Annotated in this window: 7 protein-coding genes and 3 pseudogenes; 5 read left to right on the top strand and 5 right to left on the bottom strand. The window is 71.1% G+C overall.

The features are described from left to right. Positions 1 to 515 precede the first annotated feature (515 nt). Both P8T65_RS40190 and P8T65_RS40185 read right to left on the bottom strand, forming a co-directional pair. Positions 516 to 1,526 (bottom strand): GerMN domain-containing protein, encoded by a 1,011-nt coding sequence (locus P8T65_RS40190; RefSeq protein WP_316730317.1) that lies wholly within the window; start codon positions 1,524 to 1,526, stop codon positions 516 to 518. Positions 1,527 to 1,765: 239 nt separating this feature from the next. After that, positions 1,766 to 3,349: pseudogene (locus tag P8T65_RS40185) on the bottom strand (oleate hydratase); the annotation flags it as partial. Positions 3,350 to 3,712: 363 nt separating this feature from the next. On the opposite strand from P8T65_RS40185, the gene P8T65_RS40180 reads away from it, so the two are divergent. The 3 genes from P8T65_RS40180 to cydD are packed head-to-tail and all read left to right on the top strand — an operon-like array spanning position 3,713 to position 9,837. Beyond that, the gene (locus P8T65_RS40180) at positions 3,713 to 5,257 is read left to right on the top strand and encodes a cytochrome ubiquinol oxidase subunit I (protein ID WP_316730316.1); all 1,545 of its coding nucleotides are present in this window, start codon (positions 3,713 to 3,715) and stop codon (positions 5,255 to 5,257) included. Between the two features lie 35 nt (positions 5,258 to 5,292). Further along, complete coding sequence (gene cydB / locus P8T65_RS40175) at positions 5,293 to 6,288, top strand: cytochrome d ubiquinol oxidase subunit II (protein ID WP_316730314.1); 996 nt, start codon at positions 5,293 to 5,295, stop codon at positions 6,286 to 6,288. Positions 6,289 to 6,330: 42 nt separating this feature from the next. After that, a complete protein-coding gene (gene cydD / locus P8T65_RS40170) occupies positions 6,331 to 9,837 on the top strand; it encodes a thiol reductant ABC exporter subunit CydD (RefSeq protein ID WP_316730312.1) in 3,507 nt (1,168 codons plus the stop codon). Between the two features lie 694 nt (positions 9,838 to 10,531). On the opposite strand, the gene P8T65_RS40165 is transcribed toward cydD, so the two are convergent. Further along, positions 10,532 to 12,256 carry a GAF domain-containing sensor histidine kinase gene (locus P8T65_RS40165; protein ID WP_316730311.1) on the bottom strand — a complete coding sequence of 575 codons (1,725 nt, stop codon included), beginning with the start codon at positions 12,254 to 12,256 and terminating at the stop codon, positions 10,532 to 10,534. A gap of 173 nt (positions 12,257 to 12,429) precedes the next feature. Continuing rightward, a pseudogene (locus tag P8T65_RS40160) lies at positions 12,430 to 12,783 on the bottom strand (universal stress protein); the annotation flags it as partial. 129 nt (positions 12,784 to 12,912) lie between these two features. Here P8T65_RS40160 and P8T65_RS40155 point away from each other — a divergent pair. Next, positions 12,913 to 13,497 (top strand): hypothetical protein, encoded by a 585-nt coding sequence (locus P8T65_RS40155; RefSeq protein WP_316730309.1) that lies wholly within the window; start codon positions 12,913 to 12,915, stop codon positions 13,495 to 13,497. A gap of 782 nt (positions 13,498 to 14,279) precedes the next feature. Continuing rightward, positions 14,280 to 16,967, top strand: a complete 2,688-nt coding sequence (gene ppdK, locus P8T65_RS40145) for a pyruvate, phosphate dikinase (RefSeq protein WP_316730308.1) — start codon at positions 14,280 to 14,282, stop codon at positions 16,965 to 16,967. 470 nt (positions 16,968 to 17,437) lie between these two features. Here ppdK and P8T65_RS40140 read toward each other — a convergent pair. Then, positions 17,438 to 17,875, bottom strand: a pseudogene (locus P8T65_RS40140) (pyridoxamine 5'-phosphate oxidase family protein). Positions 17,876 to 18,016: the final 141 nt, after the last annotated feature.

The raw sequence follows: 18,016 nt of genomic DNA, 5'->3' as shown, positions 1-18,016 counted from the left end.
CACTGCCCACCGGTGCGGCCGGATGCGCCCTGTCAGGCCTGGGCGGACCGTGGTGATCCCGCGCCCGCGCGGGCACAGGCTGCGTTGAGAAGGAGCATGACCGCCGTGCTCGACAGGAACGGGAACAGTGTCGACGCCCACCAAGGCCGGTGCGTGACACCGCGGTTCTGGTCGGCAGCCCGGCCAGTGGTGGACATGCCTGCGAGGGGCCACAACTCCCACTGAACTGCTCACCATTGAGTGCGATCCACCGGGCAGAGAGGTGAGGTGCGCGGCCGGCTCTGCCTCCGGCCGCGCATCTGTGGTGCGGCTTCAGCGCGCAATGGCGCTCAGATGTGCCGCACGGGGATGGTCCTGGTGCGCGCCTTCGCCTCCTGCACCGGGACCAGGGTGGTCGGGACTCCTTCCTCGTACTCCGCCGTCGCCTCGTCTCGCCCCTGGCCGGCGCATACCTGAACGGCCGTCGGCGCAAAGCCGGCTTGCCGACCGGGCGCACCGCACCCGTTGGCCCGCCGTCACCGGCGGACGGTCAGTGGCACCGTGTCCTCGATCACCGCCCGGCCGTCCTCCGGTGACTCCCAGTACGCCGTGAGCGTGCCGACGCCCGAGCGGGCCGCCTTGTAGGGGATCGTCACGTCGAACGTGCCGCGGGTCCCGGTACCGGAGGTGGCTGTGACGTAGACGTCGGCCGCGGTGCGCCCGGTGACGTCGGTGATCTTCAGTTTGAGCGTCGCCTCGAACGTGTTGGCGCTGCCCCAGACCCGTACCGGGGTGCGGATGCTGTCGCCGATCAGCGGCGACTCCACGAGGACGAGTGGTGCCAGATCCTCGAAGTCGGCGCGGGTCACGGGCTCGTTGAGGACGATGCCCTCACCGCCGAAGGACGTCACCGGCTTGCCGTCCAGCTCGAACTGAACCTTGTGGATGGACGGGAAGCGGGTCGCGGTGAAGACGACCTGTGCGAGCCGGGCCTGCATCGACAGGCTTCCGCCACCGTCGTCGTACCGTCCGGACAGGTCGATCGTCGCCACGTGGTGGCGGACCACGACCGAGCGGAGCGTCGTTCCCGAGGGAATGGCCGTGGTACGGCCGTGGCGGCGTTCGTACCGGTTGGGGCCCGCCAGCAGGGCGCGCAGGGCTCCGGCCGCGGTGGTGGGCGCGGTCACGGTGCGCGGGGCGGGCGAGACCTTCTCCCCGTGCAGGAAGTACACCGACGTACGCACTTTGGACGCGCCGCCGGACGACACCGGAGGCGCCGGTGTGTCGGGCTCGGTCGGCCTGCCGGAGGTGGTGGGCGTGGTGGACGCGCCCTGACCGGGGGTGGCGCTCTCGTTCCCGGTCGTCCCTCCGGTGGTGCCTCCGGCGGTCGGTGTGCTCGGCCGGTCACTTCCGGCGGACGTGCCCGGGGAGCCGGCGTCGCTGCCGCATGCCGTCGCCAGGGACGAGACCAGTACGACAGCCGTGGCCAGCACGATCGGCCGGCTCAGCCGGTGGTGCGTGCACCTGGTGGGAACTTCGGTGTTCATGGCAGCCTCCTCCACACCTTCCAGCCAACGCCTCCGGTGGAGCCGCCCCAAGTGCCGTACGGGTCCGCGTAGGTGGGTCTTCCGGTACTCGTCCCGGGCCGTTCGGCGGCATATGAGACCGCATCGGACAGGCAGCCGACCGCACCGACGGACGCGGCCGCGGCTGCCACCCGTGGATGCGCCCGTGGCTACCCCGTCAGCTCCGGCCCGGGGCGGCGTCGAGAAACGGCCCGATCCGTCTAGTGACGGTGCATGGTCTCCAAGGCCTCTTTCAGCACGTGCGGGTCGTGGTGCCCCGGGTAGACCTCGGGCGGCCGCCGGTCGAGGCCGAGCAGTTCGGCGACCGCCGTCCACGCGGTGCGCACGGAGTACTCGACGGTGAACACCACGTCGTCCGGCACCTCGGCGAACTGCCCGACGAAGGCGAGGTTCACCGACCCCCGGGGCACCACCCGGGGCCGGTCCCCGTGCCGGCGGGCCAGGAACTGGCTGGTGATGTAGGGCATCAGGCACGGTACGACGGTCGAGCCCGCCAGGACACGTTGCGTCAGGTCCTCGTCGAAGTGCAGGTGGTGCAGTACCTCTTCGAGGATCTCGCGACCGGAGCACTCGGTCATCGGCTTGCCGGTGTGGTTGCCGGGCCGGCCGGGGAAGAGCCCATAGCCCCACCACACCGACACACCCTCGGGCTGGTCCCGGTAGACGGGCTGGCGGTTGACGACGATGGTGAGCAGCCAGTTGGAGGCCGTGAAGGTCATCAGCCCGCCCCTGCCCGTCTCGCGCCCGCTGAACTTCTCCATCGCGTCGAGGAACGCCGGGTCCTGGGCGGTGACCGTGAAGGACTCCCACCTGGATTCCGGGATGTTCTTGTCGAAGACGTCGGGGTCGCCGAAGTCGTCCCTGCCCCGGGACAGGCGGTGCCACAGCAGCCAGGCGTCGGAGCGGCGTGCGCCACGGGGGTCGGGTGCCTCGGTGTGGGAGCCGAGGCAGGAGGCGTCCGTCATCGAGCCGTTGGTGACCAGGACGAGGTCCTCGGGGGTGACCTGGATCGCGTCGTCGTGCCCGTCTCGGAACAGCAGGATCCGCTCGACCGTCGTACGCGGCCCCGGCGCGAACACGAGGTCCCGTACCCGGCAGCCGGGGTGGATGGTCACACCCCGCTCGGCCAGCCAGGCCCGCAGCGGGCGGACGATGGAGTCGTACTGGTTGTAGCGGGTGCGATGGATCCCCGACATGGTGGCGAACTCGGGGAACAGGTGGACGAACCGCTTGAGGTAGCGGCGGAACTCGATCGCGCTGTGCCAGGGCTGGAAGGCGAATGTGGTGCACCACATGTACCAGAAGTTCGTGGTGAAGAAGTGGTCCGTGAAGCAGTCGGTGATGCGCTTGCCGTCCAACCGCCCCTCGGGTGTGGCCAGGCACCGCATCAGGTCCAGCCGGTCGCGCTCGGAGAACCCCATCGAGGTCACGTCGACGATCTTCCCGTCCCCGTCGACGAGGCGAGCGATGTCGTCCCAGGCGAAGGTCTCGTGCCCGGAGAGGATCTCCTGCGTGACCGACACCGACGGATCGTCGAGGGAGGGGATGGCGGACAGCAGGTCGTAGGTGCAGCGGAACTCGGGTTCGAACATCCGGCCGCCGCGCATGGAGTAGCCGGTCTCTGGGGTTCCGCCCGCGTCCAGACTGCCGCCGATCCGCTCCTGCTCCTCGAAGAGGTGGATGTCCGCCCCGTCGAAGTCGCCGTCACGGATCAGGAACGCCGCCGCGGCCAGCCCCGCGATGCCGCTGCCCACCAGATATGCCTTCGCCATCGCTGCTCCTCGTTCTCGGTACCGGCCGGCCCGCCCGTCGTACGGGAACCGGTGTGCTCACGGTTGCTCGCGGGGCCCGGTCGGCATCAGGGGCCTTTGGGTACCGGGGGCCGGTCCGGTCGGCCCCAGTCATGGGGCCGGTGACACCGGTTGCTGACGGCCAGGGCAGCCCGTGGAGTCGTTCGGCCCAGCTCGGGGCGTGGGCATGAGGGCCGTTCGGCCCCCTCACTCGGCCCGGTCGGCTGCTGTCCCGGCCACTCCCCCACACCCGAAGGTGTCCTCCATGGGCCGGGTCCTGTCCGGTCGGCCCCGCATGTCCCCCTGCCGACCCCCGGCCCTTCGGAGGTGCTCGGCCCGTACGCGAGGAGGCCTGCCGTGGAGCTGGCGCTGGCTCAAGAGACCGTGGCGCGATGGCAGTTCGGCATCACGACCGTCTACCACTTCCTGTTCGTCCCGATCACCATCAGCCTGGCCTTCCTGATCGCCGGACTGCAGACCGCCTGGGTGCGCACCGGGAAGGACAAGTACTTCAAGGCCACCCGGTTCTGGGGCAAGCTCTTCCTGATCAACATCGCGATGGGTGTGGCCACCGGCATCGTGCAGGAGTTCCAGTTCGGCATGAACTGGTCCGACTACTCGAAGTTCGTCGGTGACGTCTTCGGCGCTCCGCTGGCCATGGAGGCGCTGCTCGCCTTCTTCTTCGAGTCCACCTTCATCGGTCTGTGGATCTTCGGCTGGGACAAGCTGCCCCGGAAGATCCACCTGGCCTGTATCTGGCTGGTCGCGGTGGGCACGTTCCTGTCGGCGTACTTCATCCTGGCCGCCAACGCCTGGATGCAGCACCCGGTGGGGTACGAGATCAACGAGGCCACCGGGCGCGCCCAGCTCAACGACATAGCGGCGGTGCTGTTCCAGAAGACCACCCTGACCGTCGTCTTCCACACGCTCACCGCCTGCTTCCTCACCGGCGGAGCCTTCATGATCGGTATCGCCGCTTATCAGCTGCGCCGCGCGTCGAAGGCCAAGGCCGCGGACCGTACGCCGGGTCGGATCGCCGCGATGCGCACCTCGCTGCGGCTCGGCCTCGTCACCGTCGTCATCGCGGGCCTCGGCACGGCGGTCAGCGGCGACGCACTCGCCAAGGTGATGTACGAGCAGCAGCCGATGAAGATGGCCGCCGCAGAAGCCCTGTGGGAGAGCGAGGACTCCGCGCCGTTCTCGCTGTTCGCGTACGGCGACGTCTCCGAGGGCCGCAACACCGTGGAGATCGAGATCCCGGGCCTGCTCTCCTATCTGGCCAAGGGCGACCTCGACTCCGTCGTCCCCGGCATCAGCTCCGTCGAGGCGCTGGAGCAGGCCGAGTACGGCGATCTGGCCCCGGACTACAAGCCGTCCATCCCCACCACCTACTGGTCGTTCCGCCTGATGATCGGTTTCGGCATGACGTCCTTCGCGATCGGCCTCGCCGGACTCTGGCTGACCCGGAAGAAGCGGTGGCTGGCGGCGGAGAAGCAGCGCGGCGAGGACGAGGTGCCGCTGCTGATGCTCACCCCCACCCGTGAACTGGGTCCGGCCGCGGGCCGCTGGGCCTGGCAGCTGCCGCTCCTCACCGCCGGCTTCCCGCTCGTCGCCAACTCCTTCGGCTGGATCTTCACCGAGATGGGCCGTCAGCCCTGGACCGTCTACGGGCTCATGACCACCGCCGACGCCGTCTCGCCCGGGGTGACCGTGGCCGAGCAGATCACCTCGCTGAGCGTGTTCACCGCCCTGTACGCGGTGCTGGCCGTCGTCGAGGTGAAGCTGCTCGTCAAGTACGTCAAGGCCGGAGTCGTCGACGAGCAGCCACCGCCGGAAGTCCCCTCGCTGCGCGGCCCCGCCGCCGGTGAGGACACCGACCGCCCGATGACCTTCGCCTACTGAGGACCTACCGGGTCCTTTCGAAAAGAGACACGGCCATGCAGCTTCACGACGTCTGGTTCGCCCTCATCGCCGTCCTGTGGATCGGCTACTTCTTCCTCGAAGGCTTCGACTTCGGAGTCGGCGTCCTCAGCGGACTGCTCGCCCGCGACGAGTCCGAGCGCCGCGTCCTCATCAACACCGTCGGCCCGGTCTGGGACGGCAACGAGGTGTGGCTGCTCACCGCCGGCGGCGCCACCTTCGCCGCCTTCCCCGTCTGGTACGCGACCCTGTTCAGCGGCTTCTACCTCCCGCTGCTGGCCATCCTGGTCTGCCTCATCGTGCGGGTCGTCGCCTTCGAGTACCGCGGCAAGCGTGACGACGCCCGCTGGAAGCGCACCTGGGAACACGCGCTGTTCTGGACCTCACTGCTGCCCGCGTTCCTGTGGGGTGTGGCCTTCGCGAACATCGTCCGGGGCGTCAAGATCGATTCCGAGGGCGAGTACGTCGGCACGGTCCTGGACCTGCTGAACCCTTACGCGCTCCTGGGCGGCCTGGTCACGCTGGCCCTGTTCACCTTCCACGGCGCGGTGTTCGTGTCCCTCAAGACTCGGGGCGGCATTCGTGAGCGGGCCCGGGTGGCGGCCCGGTGGGCGGGTTCGGCCACCGCCGGTCTCGCGCTGGTCTTCCTGGTGTGGACCCAGAGCGAGGGCGGCAACGTGCGCAGCCTGGCGGCGCTCGCCGTCGCCGTGGTCGCGCTGCTCGGCGCCCTCGCGGCGAACCAGCGAGCGCGCGAGGGCTGGGCGTTCACCCTGTCCGGCGTGACGGTCGCCGCGGCCGTCGCGATGCTCTTCCTCACGCTGTACCCGGACGTCATGCCCTCCAGCCTGGACACGGCCTGGAACCTGACCGTCTCCAACGCCTCCTCCTCGGCGTACACGCTGAAGGTCATGACCTGGGTCGCCGCGATCATGACACCGCTCGTGCTGCTGTACCAGGGCTGGACGTACTGGGTGTTCCGCAAGCGCATCGGCGTCGAGCACATCCCCGCCTGATCCCGGCTCGAAAGCCACCGAGAAACTGAGAGGCGGTCACCGATGAAGCCCGTGGACCCGCGGCTGCTGCGCCATGCACGCGCCACCCGGCTCTTCCTGGCAGCATCCGTGGTTCTGGGCACGATCGGTGCCGCGCTGCTCGTCCTGCAGGCCGTCGCCGTCGCCGACGTGGTGGTGGGGGCGTTCCAGGAGGGGCGGGACCTCGCGTCCCTGCGCGATCCGCTGCTCCTGCTGGCCGGTGTCTCGGCCGGCCGGGCAGCGGTCGCCTGGCTCACCGAGACCGCAGCCCATCGGGCCTCCGCGGCGGTGAAGTCGCAACTGCGCGAGCGGCTGCTGGCGCACGCGACCGCACTCGGCCCGGACTACGTGGCCGCCCAGCGCAGCGGCGAACTGGCCACGCTGGCAACGCGGGGGGTGGACGCGCTCGACGACTACTTCGGGCGCTACGTGCCGCAGTTGGCGCTGTCGGTAGTGGTCCCGGTCGTCGTCCTGGCCCGGATCGTGACCGCCGACTGGCTCTCGGCGGCGATCATCGCGGCGACACTGCCGCTGATCCCGTTGTTCATGGTGCTGATCGGGCTCGCCACCCAGCACCGGATGGACCGTCAGTGGCGGTCTCTGTCCCGGCTCTCGCACCACTTCCTCGACGTGGTGGCGGGCCTGCCCACGCTGAAGATCTTCGGCCGGGCCCGGGCGCAGGCGACGGCGATCCGGCGGATCACCGACGAGTACCGCCGGGCCACCCTGCGCACCCTGCGGATCGCCTTCGTCTCCTCCTTCGCCCTGGAACTGCTGTCCACGCTGTCCGTGGCCCTGGTCGCGGTGAGCATCGGTCTGCGGCTGGTCGAGGGCGGGCTCGATCTGCACACCGGGCTGCTGGTACTCGTCCTCGCCCCGGAGGCGTACGCGCCGATCCGGGCCGTGGGCGTCCACTACCACGCGAGCGTCGAGGGCCTCACGGCGGCCGGGAAGATCTTCGACGTCCTGGAGACCCCCCTCCCCCGGCGCGGCACCGCAGACGTCCCCGACCTCTCCACGGCCCCCATCACGATCACCGGTCTCACCGTGACCCGCCCGGGCCGCTCCGCCCCCGCCGTGGACGACCTGTCCCTGACCATCCGGCCCGGCGAGACACTCGCCCTCACCGGCCCCTCCGGAGCGGGCAAGACCACTGTCCTGTCCGTCCTGCTCGGCTTCACCTCCGCCACCGCCGGAACGGTGACCATCGGCGACCGGAACCTGGCCGACATCGACCCGGGGCAATGGCACCGCCACATCGCCTGGGTCCCGCAGCACCCGCACCTCGTCGCCGGGACCGTGGCCGACAACGTCCGCCTCGCCCGCCCGGAGGCCACCGACGCCGAGGTACGGCGCGCCCTCGCCGACGCCCACGCCCTGGACCTCCCCACCGACCTTCCCCTCGGCGAGGGTGGAGCCGGCCTCTCCGCCGGCCAGCGCCAACGCCTCGCCCTCGCACGCGCCTTCGTCAGCGACCGTCCCCTCGTTCTCCTCGACGAGCCCACGGCCCACCTCGACGCCGAGAACGAGGGCGCCGTCGCCGACGCCGTCCGTCGCCTGTCCGCCACCCACACGGTGGTCCTCACGGCCCACCGCCCCGCCCTGGTGGCCCTGGCCGACCGACGGGTGCACCTGAGCGCCCCGGTCGCCGACGACCACGCGCAGCCGTCGCCGAGTCGCCCGATGGCCGAGCCTGCCGGGCCCGCGAACCGTACGCAGGGGATCGTCGACGGGCGGCGCGGCGTCGGGTGGCCCAAGGTCCGCACCGCAGGCGGACCGCTGCGGCGCCTGACCCGGATGGCCCTCACCGGCCGCACCAGAGGGCGACTTGCCCTGGCCGCGCTCCTCGGAGCGCTCGCCCTCGCCTGCGCCGTCGCGCTGATGGGAACGTCCGGCTGGCTGATCTCACGGGCCGCGCAGCAACCCCCGGTGCTTCACCTCATGGTCGCCGTCACCTGCGTACGCGCCTTCGGCATCGGCCGCAGCGTGCTGCGGTACGCCGAGCGGCTGGTCGCCCACGACGCCGTACTGCGCGGCCTCGGCACCTTGCGGACCGCCGTGTACGCCCGCCTGGAACAACTCGCGCCCGCCGGTCTGCGCCTGTACCGGAAGGGCGATCTGCTCTCACGCTTCGTCTCCGACATCGACTCCGTTCAGGACCATGTGCTGCGTTTCCGCCTCCCTGCCACCGCCGCCGCCCTGGTGGGGACGGCGGCCTCGGTTCTGCTCGGCGTACTGCTGCCCGCCGCGGGGATGGTCCTCGCCACCGGCTTGCTGCTCGCCGGCGTCGGCGTGCCGCTGCTGACGGCGGCCGTCTCACACCGCACGGAACGTCGACAGGCACCAGCGCGGGGCGTACTGGCCACCGCCGTCCTGGACGCGCTGTCGGGTACCGGTGAACTGACCGTCGCCGGAGCGCTCCCGGGCCGGCTGGCCGCCGTGCGGGCGGCGGACGGACATCTGACCCGCCTCGCCGCGCGCTCGTCCACCACCGCGGGCCTCGGGTCGGGACTGGTCACGCTGATCGCCGGGCTCACGACCACCGCCTGTGCGGCCGTCGGCGTACGAGCGGTGGCCGCGGGTCAGCTGGACGGCGTACTGCTGGCCGTCCTGGTCCTCACGCCGCTCGCCGCCTTCGAGGCGGTCGCCGGGCTCCCGGCCGCCGCCCAGGTCCGGCAGCGCAGCCGCCGGGCGGCCGAGCGCGTCCTCGACGTCATCGACGCCCCCGCCCCGGTGCGCGAACCCGAGCACCCGGCCGCACCCCCCACGTCGCCGCTGCCCCTGCGGTTGCGCGGGCTGACCGCCGTCTGGCCGGCACGCCGCGAACCGGCCCTGCGCGGCATCGATCTGGACCTCGCCCCTGGACGCCGGATCGCGGTCGTCGGGCCGAGCGGCTCCGGCAAGACCACCCTGGCCCAGGTACTGCTGAGGTTCCTCGACCCGGCAGCGGGCCACTACACACTCGTCGGCACCGACGTGACCACCATGTCCGGGGACGACGTACGACAGGCTGTCGGCCTGTGCGCCCAGGACGCCCACGTCTTCGACAGTTCCCTGCGCGAGAACCTCCGGCTCGCCCGCCCCGACAGCACCGAGCAGGAGCTGTGGGCGGCCCTGGCGGCGGCACGCCTCGACGCCTGGGTGCGCGCGCTGCCCGCCGGGCTCGACACCCCCGTCGGCGAGCACGGCGCCCGCCTCTCCGGTGGCCAGCGCCAACGCCTCGCCCTGGCCCGCGCGTTGCTCGCCGACTTCCCCGTCCTCGTCCTCGACGAACCCACCGAACACCTGGACCTGCCCACCGCCGACGCCCTCACAACCGACCTGCTCGCCGCCACACGCGGACGCGCCACCGTGCTGATCACCCATCGGCTCACCGGCCTGGACCAGGTCGACGAGATCCTGGTCCTCGACCACGGCCGCATCGTCCAGCGCGGCACCTGGGAGGAACTGACGACAGTACCCGGACCGCTGCTGCGCACGGTGGAGCGCGAGCGCGCGACCGCCCTCTCCCCGATCGCCGTGTCCGCCTGACGAGGCCGTGTCCGTGTGACGGGGGAGGACGGGTGGGGCCACCCGTTGCACGCCTCTTGCCCGTGGCTCGAGAAGCCTGCGTTCAGCGGCGGAGCACAGGCACGGTCCTTGTGGGCGTCCTCGTCGCCGGCACTGCAACCCTGATCGTCAGGACACTGTCCGAGGCGCTGATCCCGAGACCTCGTCCGTGTCGATGCCCGGGAGTTCGGCCGGCGGTACGAACGTCCCGTCCGCCAGTCGTTCTTCGGCATGGGTGCCTCGTGTACCCCGGGGTCGTCTCCAAGGCGGGGAGACCGCCCTCGGTCCATCGCAAGAGGTCGGACGGCGTCGGCTCGTCCCGCAGCCGCTCGATCACGACGCTCATGACCGCCTCCGCGTCCTCGCCATTCAAGCGGCATGCGCCGGCGCCGCACGTGCGGGGGCGGATCGGCCCCACCGCGAGACCAGTGGTCTCCCTCGGATGTGATCGAGCCAGACCCGGTGACCGTTCGCCATCCGTGGCCCGGCCGACGTCGGCCGGGTCGGTGTTCTCATCGGTACGTCTCGGTCCGCGGACTCGAAGCGGCCGCCGTCATGGGCCAGTTCCGCTCGACGGACCACGCGCTCGCCGAGACCGGTACGCAGCCTCGACGGCTGAGGAGACCGCCCCACCGGCGAGGGCAGGACCTCCGGGTTCACGCTCAGGCGGTGAGGGCTACCGGTCCGTCACCGGTACCCGCCAGCGCAGGAGGGTGCCGCCGGTGGCCGGGCTGGCCCACTCCAGGTCCCCACCCAACTGCTGCGCACGTTCCGCCATGTTGCTCAGGCCGCTGCGCCGGCCCTCGGCCGGGATACCCACGCCGTCGTCGGAGACCTCCAACCGCACTTCGCGCCCGTCGGTCTCCAGCACCACCTCGGCGCGGTTGGCCCGCGCGTGCCGGGCGATGTTGGTCAGGGACTCGGACAGGACGGCCACGACGTGGTCGGCGATCTCCTTGGGCACATGGGTGTCCAGCAGGCCCTCCATCCGCAGGCTTGGCGCGAATCCCATCACCGGCGCGGTCTCGCCGACCACGCGCACCGCCCGTGCCCTCAGGCCGGGCCCGGCTGCTTCGTCATGCGCCCTCAGACCGAAGATCGTGGACCTGATGATCTTGATGGTCTCGTCCAGGTCCTCCACCGCCCGCACCACGCGCTCCGAGGCCTCCGCGTGCTCGATGAAGCGGCCTGCGCTCTGCAGTGTCATGCCGGTGGCGAACAGTCTCTGGATCGCCAGGTCGTGCAGGTCCCGGGCGATCCGGTCGCGGTCCTCGAGCATCGCGATCTGCTCTGCGTCCCTGCGGCGTTCGGCCAGTTCCATCGCCACCGCGGCCTGTGCCGCGAAACCTTGCAGTGGTTCGGTTTCCTGGTCCGCGAACACCTTCCGGCCGGCCTCACGGACCAGCAGCACGACGCCTCGCAGCCCGTCGCCCGAGCCGATGGGGACGGCCACGGCCGGACCGAGGCCGGTGAAACGCTGGAAGTCCGTCGAAACGCGCTCGTCCTGGAGGATGTCAGGGCTGCAGACGGGAGTGGCGTCCGAGAAGGCCTGGCCGATCAGACTGCCCTTCACGGGCAGCACCAGTCCGCGGTGTGCCTCCGCCTCCTGGCCGATGGCCAACTCCACCGTGAGCGAGTCCGTGTCCGGCATCGGCAACGCGACCACGGCCAGGGCCGCGCCGGTGATCTCCCGGGCCCGTTCGGCGATGAGCGCGAGGACCTCGCCGCGCTCGCTTCCGGACATCAGGCTGTGTGTGATCTCCGCGCTGGCCTGCAGCCACCGCTCGCGCAGCCTGGACTCCTCGTACAGCCGGGCGTTGTCGATGGCCACACCGGCCGCCACGGCCAAGGTGGAGAGCACCGACTCGTCGTCCTCGTCGAACTGCGCCCCGCCCCGCTTCTCGGTCAGGTAGAGGTTGCCGAAGACCTGGTCGCGCACCCGGATCGGAACGCCCAGGAAGGTGTTCATCGGCGGATGGCGGGGCGGGAAGCCGTACGAAGCGGGATGCCCGGAGAGCTTCGTCAGCCGCAGCGGCTCCGGGTGGCGGATGAGTTCACCGAGGATGCCGTGGCCCTCCGGGTAGTTGCCGATCTGTACGACCTGCGCGTCGCTGACGCCGACCGTGAGGAAGTCCGACAGCCGCTTGCCGTCCGGACCGATCACACCCAGGGCGGCGTACTCGGCGTCCACCAGCACGGCCGCGGCCTCCACGATGCTCCGCAGCGCCTGTTCCAGGTCCAGCTCCCGGCCGACCGAGAGCACCGCCTCCAGCAGACTGTGCACGCGGTCTCGGGTGCCGCGGGCCGCGTCCAGGCGAGCCTGCAGCTCCTCCAGCAACTCGTCCAGCCTCAGCTGGGGCAGCCGTACGCGGGCCTCCCGAGGCTCCTCGGAACTTCCCACCCCTGATCCTCCAGGTCCCCATCAACCGTGCCGACAACCGGCCGTGACTGTTCATGTGCCACGGTACGGCCCACCGCAGGGGACGGTACAGGATCAAGACAGGTCGCAACGGCTCCGCAGGTCGAGGCCCTCCTCGACGCCTGCCGCCGAGCCTCGGGCTGCCCGGCGCATGGTCATGCCGTGTGGGGTACGACGGCGACCGGGCAGGCTGAGTGGTGCAGCAGGGTGTGGGAGACGCGGCCGAGCTGGAGTCCGAAGGCGCCCTTGTCGCGTCGGGCGCCGACGACCAGCAGGTCGGCGGTGGCCGACGCGTCGAACAGGATCCTACGGGCGGGACCCTCGGCGGTGCGCCGGTGCAGTTGCACGGACGGGTGTTCCTCGGCCACCTCGTTCAGCGCGGCCTCCAGCGTCCCGGCTGCTCGCTGTTCGTGCAGGCGGGCGGGTTCGCCCGCCAGCAGGGGATGGTCGGTGGTCTCGTGCGTGGGGCACCGCCAGGCCCGTACGGCTTCGAGCGCGGCTCCGCTGCGTGCCGTGCCTCTCATGGGGCCGAACGGCCCTCAGTGCGACGGCCCATCGGTCTCTGTGCTCACGGTTCGCGGATCCGTCACCGTACCGGGCATGGAGTTCTTGCACGTCGCGCACGGAAGGATGCACGCATGCTGAAACGGTGCCGCGAGGTGTTGCTGTGGCGCTGGCGGCGCAATCCGCTCAAGCGCCGCTCGGACGTCGCCGAAGCCTGGGTCGGCCTGGCTACGGTGGCGGCGGTGCTGTTCACCGCGCCGACGGTGGGTGTGACCGCGGCTGCCGTCGCCGAGCGTTCCGCGCTCACGGAGTCCCAGGGACTGCGTCACGTCACCGCGAAACTCGTCGAGGACGCCCCCGCGGCGACCGTGGCGCGATTCTCGGGCGCGGCGGACGACCAACTCGTCCGTGCGACCGTGCGGTGGACGACGGATGGCTCCTCCACGACCGGGACGGCCCGGGTGGCAGCGGGCCGCGAGGCCGGCTCACGGACGACGGTGTGGCTCGACGCATCCGACCGCGTTCACCCCGCACCACCCACCGCCGCCCAAGCCAGGGCGCAAGGAGTGGTGACCGGTACGTCCGCCGCGGTGGGTGCGGCTCTCCTGGTACTGGGCCTCCGGTGGGCCGCCCGGGTACGGCTGGACCGGCGCCGATGGGCGCAGTGGGACCGGGACTGGGCCGCGTTCGAGGCGCACCGGGGCCAACGCCACGCATGACCGCCCGTCGGTGACGCGTGTTCGCCGCCCCCCGGACCTGTCCCGGCCGGGGCCGCCGCTCTGCTTCATGCTCCCCTTCCTTGGTGGCCGTGGGCGGCCAGGAACGCATCGGCCCATCCCCCCTCCACCCGGTATGCGTGTCCGAGCCGTCCGGGTGAAACCGCGATCGTCCGCCGGCCAGTGGAGCGGAAGCGGCATCGTGACCTGCTTGTCCGGGCCGTCACCTGACCGCCACCTGACCGATCCGCTGGACCGCCCGGCCGGGAGGGACCCACCCCCATGCGCTACGCCGTCCTCGGCACCGGCATCGTCGGCCGGACCGTCGCCACCAAGCTCTCCTCCCTCGGCCACGAGGTCGTCATCGGCGCCCGCGATCCCGCGGCAACCCCTCGCCCGTGCCGAACAGGACGCCATGGGCACCCCGCCCTTCGCCACCTGGAACGCGGCTCACCCCACCGTGGAGCTGCGGTCCTTCGCCGAAACCGCCACCCTCGGCGAGAGGGTCGTCAACGCCACCGCCATCGCATGCTCCTCGGCATACGTCGTGATCATGCACTGGGATCATGCGGGCGTGCGCCGATGTCAACCCGCCACGGGTTCTCGGCTCCCAGACGGGGATCCGTCCCGATTCCCCGCTGCCGGGCTGTACGGAAGTGGGTTCGGGGTGGCCGAGGGCCGACCGGCCCACCGGACGGGACATCCGGCACCTCCCTCCCGGCGGGTACCGGTTCGACGCTGGAACGGCCACAGAACTGCCCTATGAGGCTGAGGAGCGCGACACCATGGTCCGTTACGTGTACGACTTCCACCAGGGCGGCCGTGACATGGCCGACCTGCTCGGCGGCAAGGGAGCGAACCTGGCCGAGATGACCCGGCTCGGCCTGCCCGTGCCGCCCGGTTTCATCATCACCACCGAGGCCTGCCGGACCTTCCTGGCCACTGGTGCCGAGCCCGAGGGGCTGTCCCGGGAGGTCTCCGGTCACCTGGCCGCGCTGGAGGAGTCCGCCGGGCGCTGTGTGGGGCAGCCCGACGATCCGCTGCTGCTGTCCGTGCGCTCCGGGGCACGGTTCTCCATGCCCGGGATGATGGAGACGGTCCTGGACATCGGCCTGAACGACGACTCCGTGCTGGGGCTGGCCAAGATGTCCGGCAACGAGCGGTTCGCCTGGGACTCCTACCGCCGCCTGGTCCAGATGTTCGGCAGTACGGTCATGGGTGTCGACTCCGCGCTGTTCGAGAACGCCATCACGCTGCTGAAGGACTTCCGGGGCGCCGAGGACGATGTGCACCTGGGCGCCGGCGATCTCGCCCAGCTGGTGGAGACGTACAAGAACCTGATCCACGACGAGACCGGCGAGGACTTCCCACAGTCTCCCGCCGAGCAGCTGCGCCGGGCCATCCTCGCGGTCTTCCAGTCCTGGAACGGCGACCGCGCCCGCCTGTACCGCAGGCGCGAGCACATCCCGGACGACCTGGGCACCGCCGTCACCGTCCAGCGCATGGTGTACGGCAACCTCGGCCCCGACTCCGGCAGCGGCGTCGCCTTCACCCGCGACCCGGCCACCGGCCGCCCCGGCCTGTACGGCGACTACCTGCCCAACGCCCAGGGCGAGGACGTCGTCGCCGGCATCCGCAACACCGTGCCCCTGGCCGAACTGGAGCGCCTCGACACACGGTCGTACCGGCAGCTGCTCACCCACATGGGCATCCTGGAGAACCACTACCTGGACCTGTGCGACATCGAGTTCACCATCGAGCGCGGCACCCTGTGGATGCTGCAGACCCGAGTGGGAAAGCGCACCGCCGAAGCCGCGTTCACCATCGCGGCGGAGCTGGTCGACGAGCAGCTCATCAGCCCGGACGAGGGGCTGGCACGGGTGAGTGGGGAGGAACTGGCCCGGCTGATGTTCCCCCGCTTCGATGCCTCGGCCACGGGTGAGGCGCTCGCCCACGGCCTGCCCGCCTCGCCGGGCGCCGCGGTCGGCTCCGCCGTCTTCGACTCCGCCACAGCCGTACGGCGCGCCGCGGCCGGCGAGAAGGTGATCCTCGTACGCCATGAGACCACCCCCGACGACCTGCCGGGCATGGTCGCCGCCCAGGCTGTGCTGACCAGCCGGGGCGGCAAGACCAGCCACGCGGCTGTGGTCGCCCGTGGCATGGGCAAGGTCTGCGTGTGCGGCGCCGAGGAACTCACCGTCGACGTGGAGCAGCGGCACTTCACCACCCGCGATGGCACTGTCGTGGAAGAGGGAACGGTCATCTCGGTGGACGGCTCCGCCGGGGCCGTGTACCCGGGCGCGGCCCCGCTGGTCGACTCCGAAGTCATGCGGTACCTGGAGACCGGTGAGCGGTCGGAGGGCGTGGTGACCGCGGTCGCCCGTGCCCTGGAACAGGCCGACGGGGCACGGCGGTTGGAGGTGCGGGCCAACGCGGACACCCCCGAGGACGCCGCGCGCGCCCGGCGGTTCGGCGCGCAGGGCATCGGTCTGTGCCGTACCGAGCACATGTTCCTCGGCGAGCGTCGCAAGCTGGTCGAGGAGATGATCCTCGCCCGCGACGACCTCACGCGCGAGCGTGCGCTCGCCGCCCTGCTCCCCCTGCAACGGCAGGACTTCATCGGCATCCTGGAGGCGATGGACGGTCTGCCGGTCACCATCCGCCTCCTCGACCCGCCCCTGCACGAGTTCCTGCCCGACCGCACCGAACTCGCCGTGCGCATCGCCACCGCCGAGGCCCGTGGCGATCTTCCGGACCCGCACGATGCCGAGTTGCTCGACGCGGTGAGCCGCATGCACGAGGAGAACCCGATGCTCGGCCTGCGCGGTGTCCGCCTCGGCCTGGTGGTGCCGGGTCTGGTCGCCATGCAGGTGCGGGCCATCGCCGAAGCCGTGGTCGAACGCACGAGGGCCGGGGGCTCCCCCAAGGCCGAGATCATGGTGCCGCTCGTCGGTGCCGTCGAGGAACTGCGGATCGAGCGCGACGAGGTGAGACAGGTACTGGCCGAGGTCTCTGCGGAGACCGGTGTTTCCGTCACATGCCCGGTCGGCACCATGATCGAGCTGCCCCGCGCCGCGCTCACGGCGGACCGGATCGCCGAGCAGGCGGAGTTCTTCTCCTTCGGCACGAACGATCTCACCCAGACCACCTGGGGCTTCTCCCGCGACGACGTCGAGGCCGCGTTCTTCTCCGCCTACCTGGACAAAGGCATCTTCAACACCTCACCGTTCGAGACCCTCGACCGGGAAGGCGTGGGCCGACTGGTCCGGATCGCCGTCGCCGAGGGCCGCGCGACGCGGCCGGACCTGAAGATCGGCGTCTGCGGCGAACACGGCGGCGACCCCGACTCGGTCCACTTCTTCCACGGCGAGGGACTCGACTACGTCTCCTGCTCCCCGTTCCGCGTCCCGGTGGCCCGCCTGGAGGCCGGACGAGCCGCGCTGTCGGGGGCCCGGGGCAGCGACAGCCGGTGACACGCGTCCAGGCTCCGCCTCTTGGCCTCGGCGGCTCGGGGGCGGGGCCCGGCCGTGCCGCAGCTCTCAAGGGGCGTACGGGGGATGGAGTGCCGTATCGACGACAGCCCCACCCGAGAAGCACGCCTCAGTGAGATCGGGGCACGGATGGGCTCTGACAAGCCCGGTGACACGCGTCCAGGCTCCGCCTCTTGGCCTCGGCGGCTCGGGGGCGGGGCCCGGCCGTGCCGCAGCTCTCAAGGGGCGTACGAGGGATGGAGTGCCGTATCGACGACAGCCCCACCCGAGAAGCACGCCTCAGTGAGATCGGGGCACGGATGGGCTCCGACAAGCACTGAGAGGTCACTGCATCAACGGTTTCGACTGACGAGACACAGCCGCGCCCAGGCCTTGCCCGGACTCCAGCCGGAGCGACGGTGGCGGCAGGCGCTGTGCCCTCACGCTCCGGCTACGCCCTCCACGGCAAGCGGTCAGCGTCGTCGGGATGCTCGTGGCCCACAAACGTTCGGCGGTGCCGCCAGGAAGTGGAGATCCACTCCGTACAGGTGCGACCGCCGATCAGCTCGCGCCCGGTGACCAGTTGGGGTTCGATGCGGACGAAGACCGGATCGGGCCAGGCACCCAGAGACGCGGGCCGTTCGTGCTCGGCCGGGTCGGTCACCATCGTGACGGTGCCGGTGACGACGAACTCCGAGCCGAGTGAGCGGCCGCGCCGACGATCGCACGAACCAGTTCCGAAGCCTCTGAGGTGCACAGCAACACCGCGCCGTCGATGTCCAGCAAGAAGTTGACCGGCAGTGCCGCGGGCAAGTCCCGGCGGGTATGGACGATAGGCCGACGGGCGTCTTCGCCGGCGGGCGGAAGCACTCCTGCCGCTCCAGTTCACGGAAGCCGCCGTTCGGATACATCATCCACTCCGTCTTCCGCTTCCCATCAGCAAGCCCTTCAGCAGGAGTCCATTCCTGGCGGGACGGTGACGAACCGTGAGGGAACATCGGTCCCGCCCGTGCCGGACAACGGCCTTCTGCCGGGACCTCCCCGCTCCGCCA

This window comes from Streptomyces sp. 11x1 (genome assembly GCF_032598905.1).
Classification (GTDB): Bacteria; Actinomycetota; Actinomycetes; order Streptomycetales; family Streptomycetaceae; genus Streptomyces.
Note: the sequence above shows the minus strand (reverse complement) of the source record. Positions and strands in the feature narration are given on the sequence as shown.

Bases quoted from the DNA above. Each gene is read 5' to 3' on its own strand.
- P8T65_RS40190 (WP_316730317.1), bottom strand. From the start codon at position 1,526: ATGAACACCGAAGTTCCCACCAGGTGCACGCACCACCGGCTGAGCCGG.
- cydB (WP_316730314.1), top strand. From the start codon at position 5,293: ATGCAGCTTCACGACGTCTGGTTCGCCCTCATCGCCGTCCTGTGGATC.
- cydD (WP_316730312.1), top strand. From the start codon at position 6,331: ATGAAGCCCGTGGACCCGCGGCTGCTGCGCCATGCACGCGCCACCCGG.
- P8T65_RS40155 (WP_316730309.1), top strand. From the start codon at position 12,913: ATGCTGAAACGGTGCCGCGAGGTGTTGCTGTGGCGCTGGCGGCGCAAT.
- ppdK (WP_316730308.1), top strand. From the start codon at position 14,280: ATGGTCCGTTACGTGTACGACTTCCACCAGGGCGGCCGTGACATGGCC.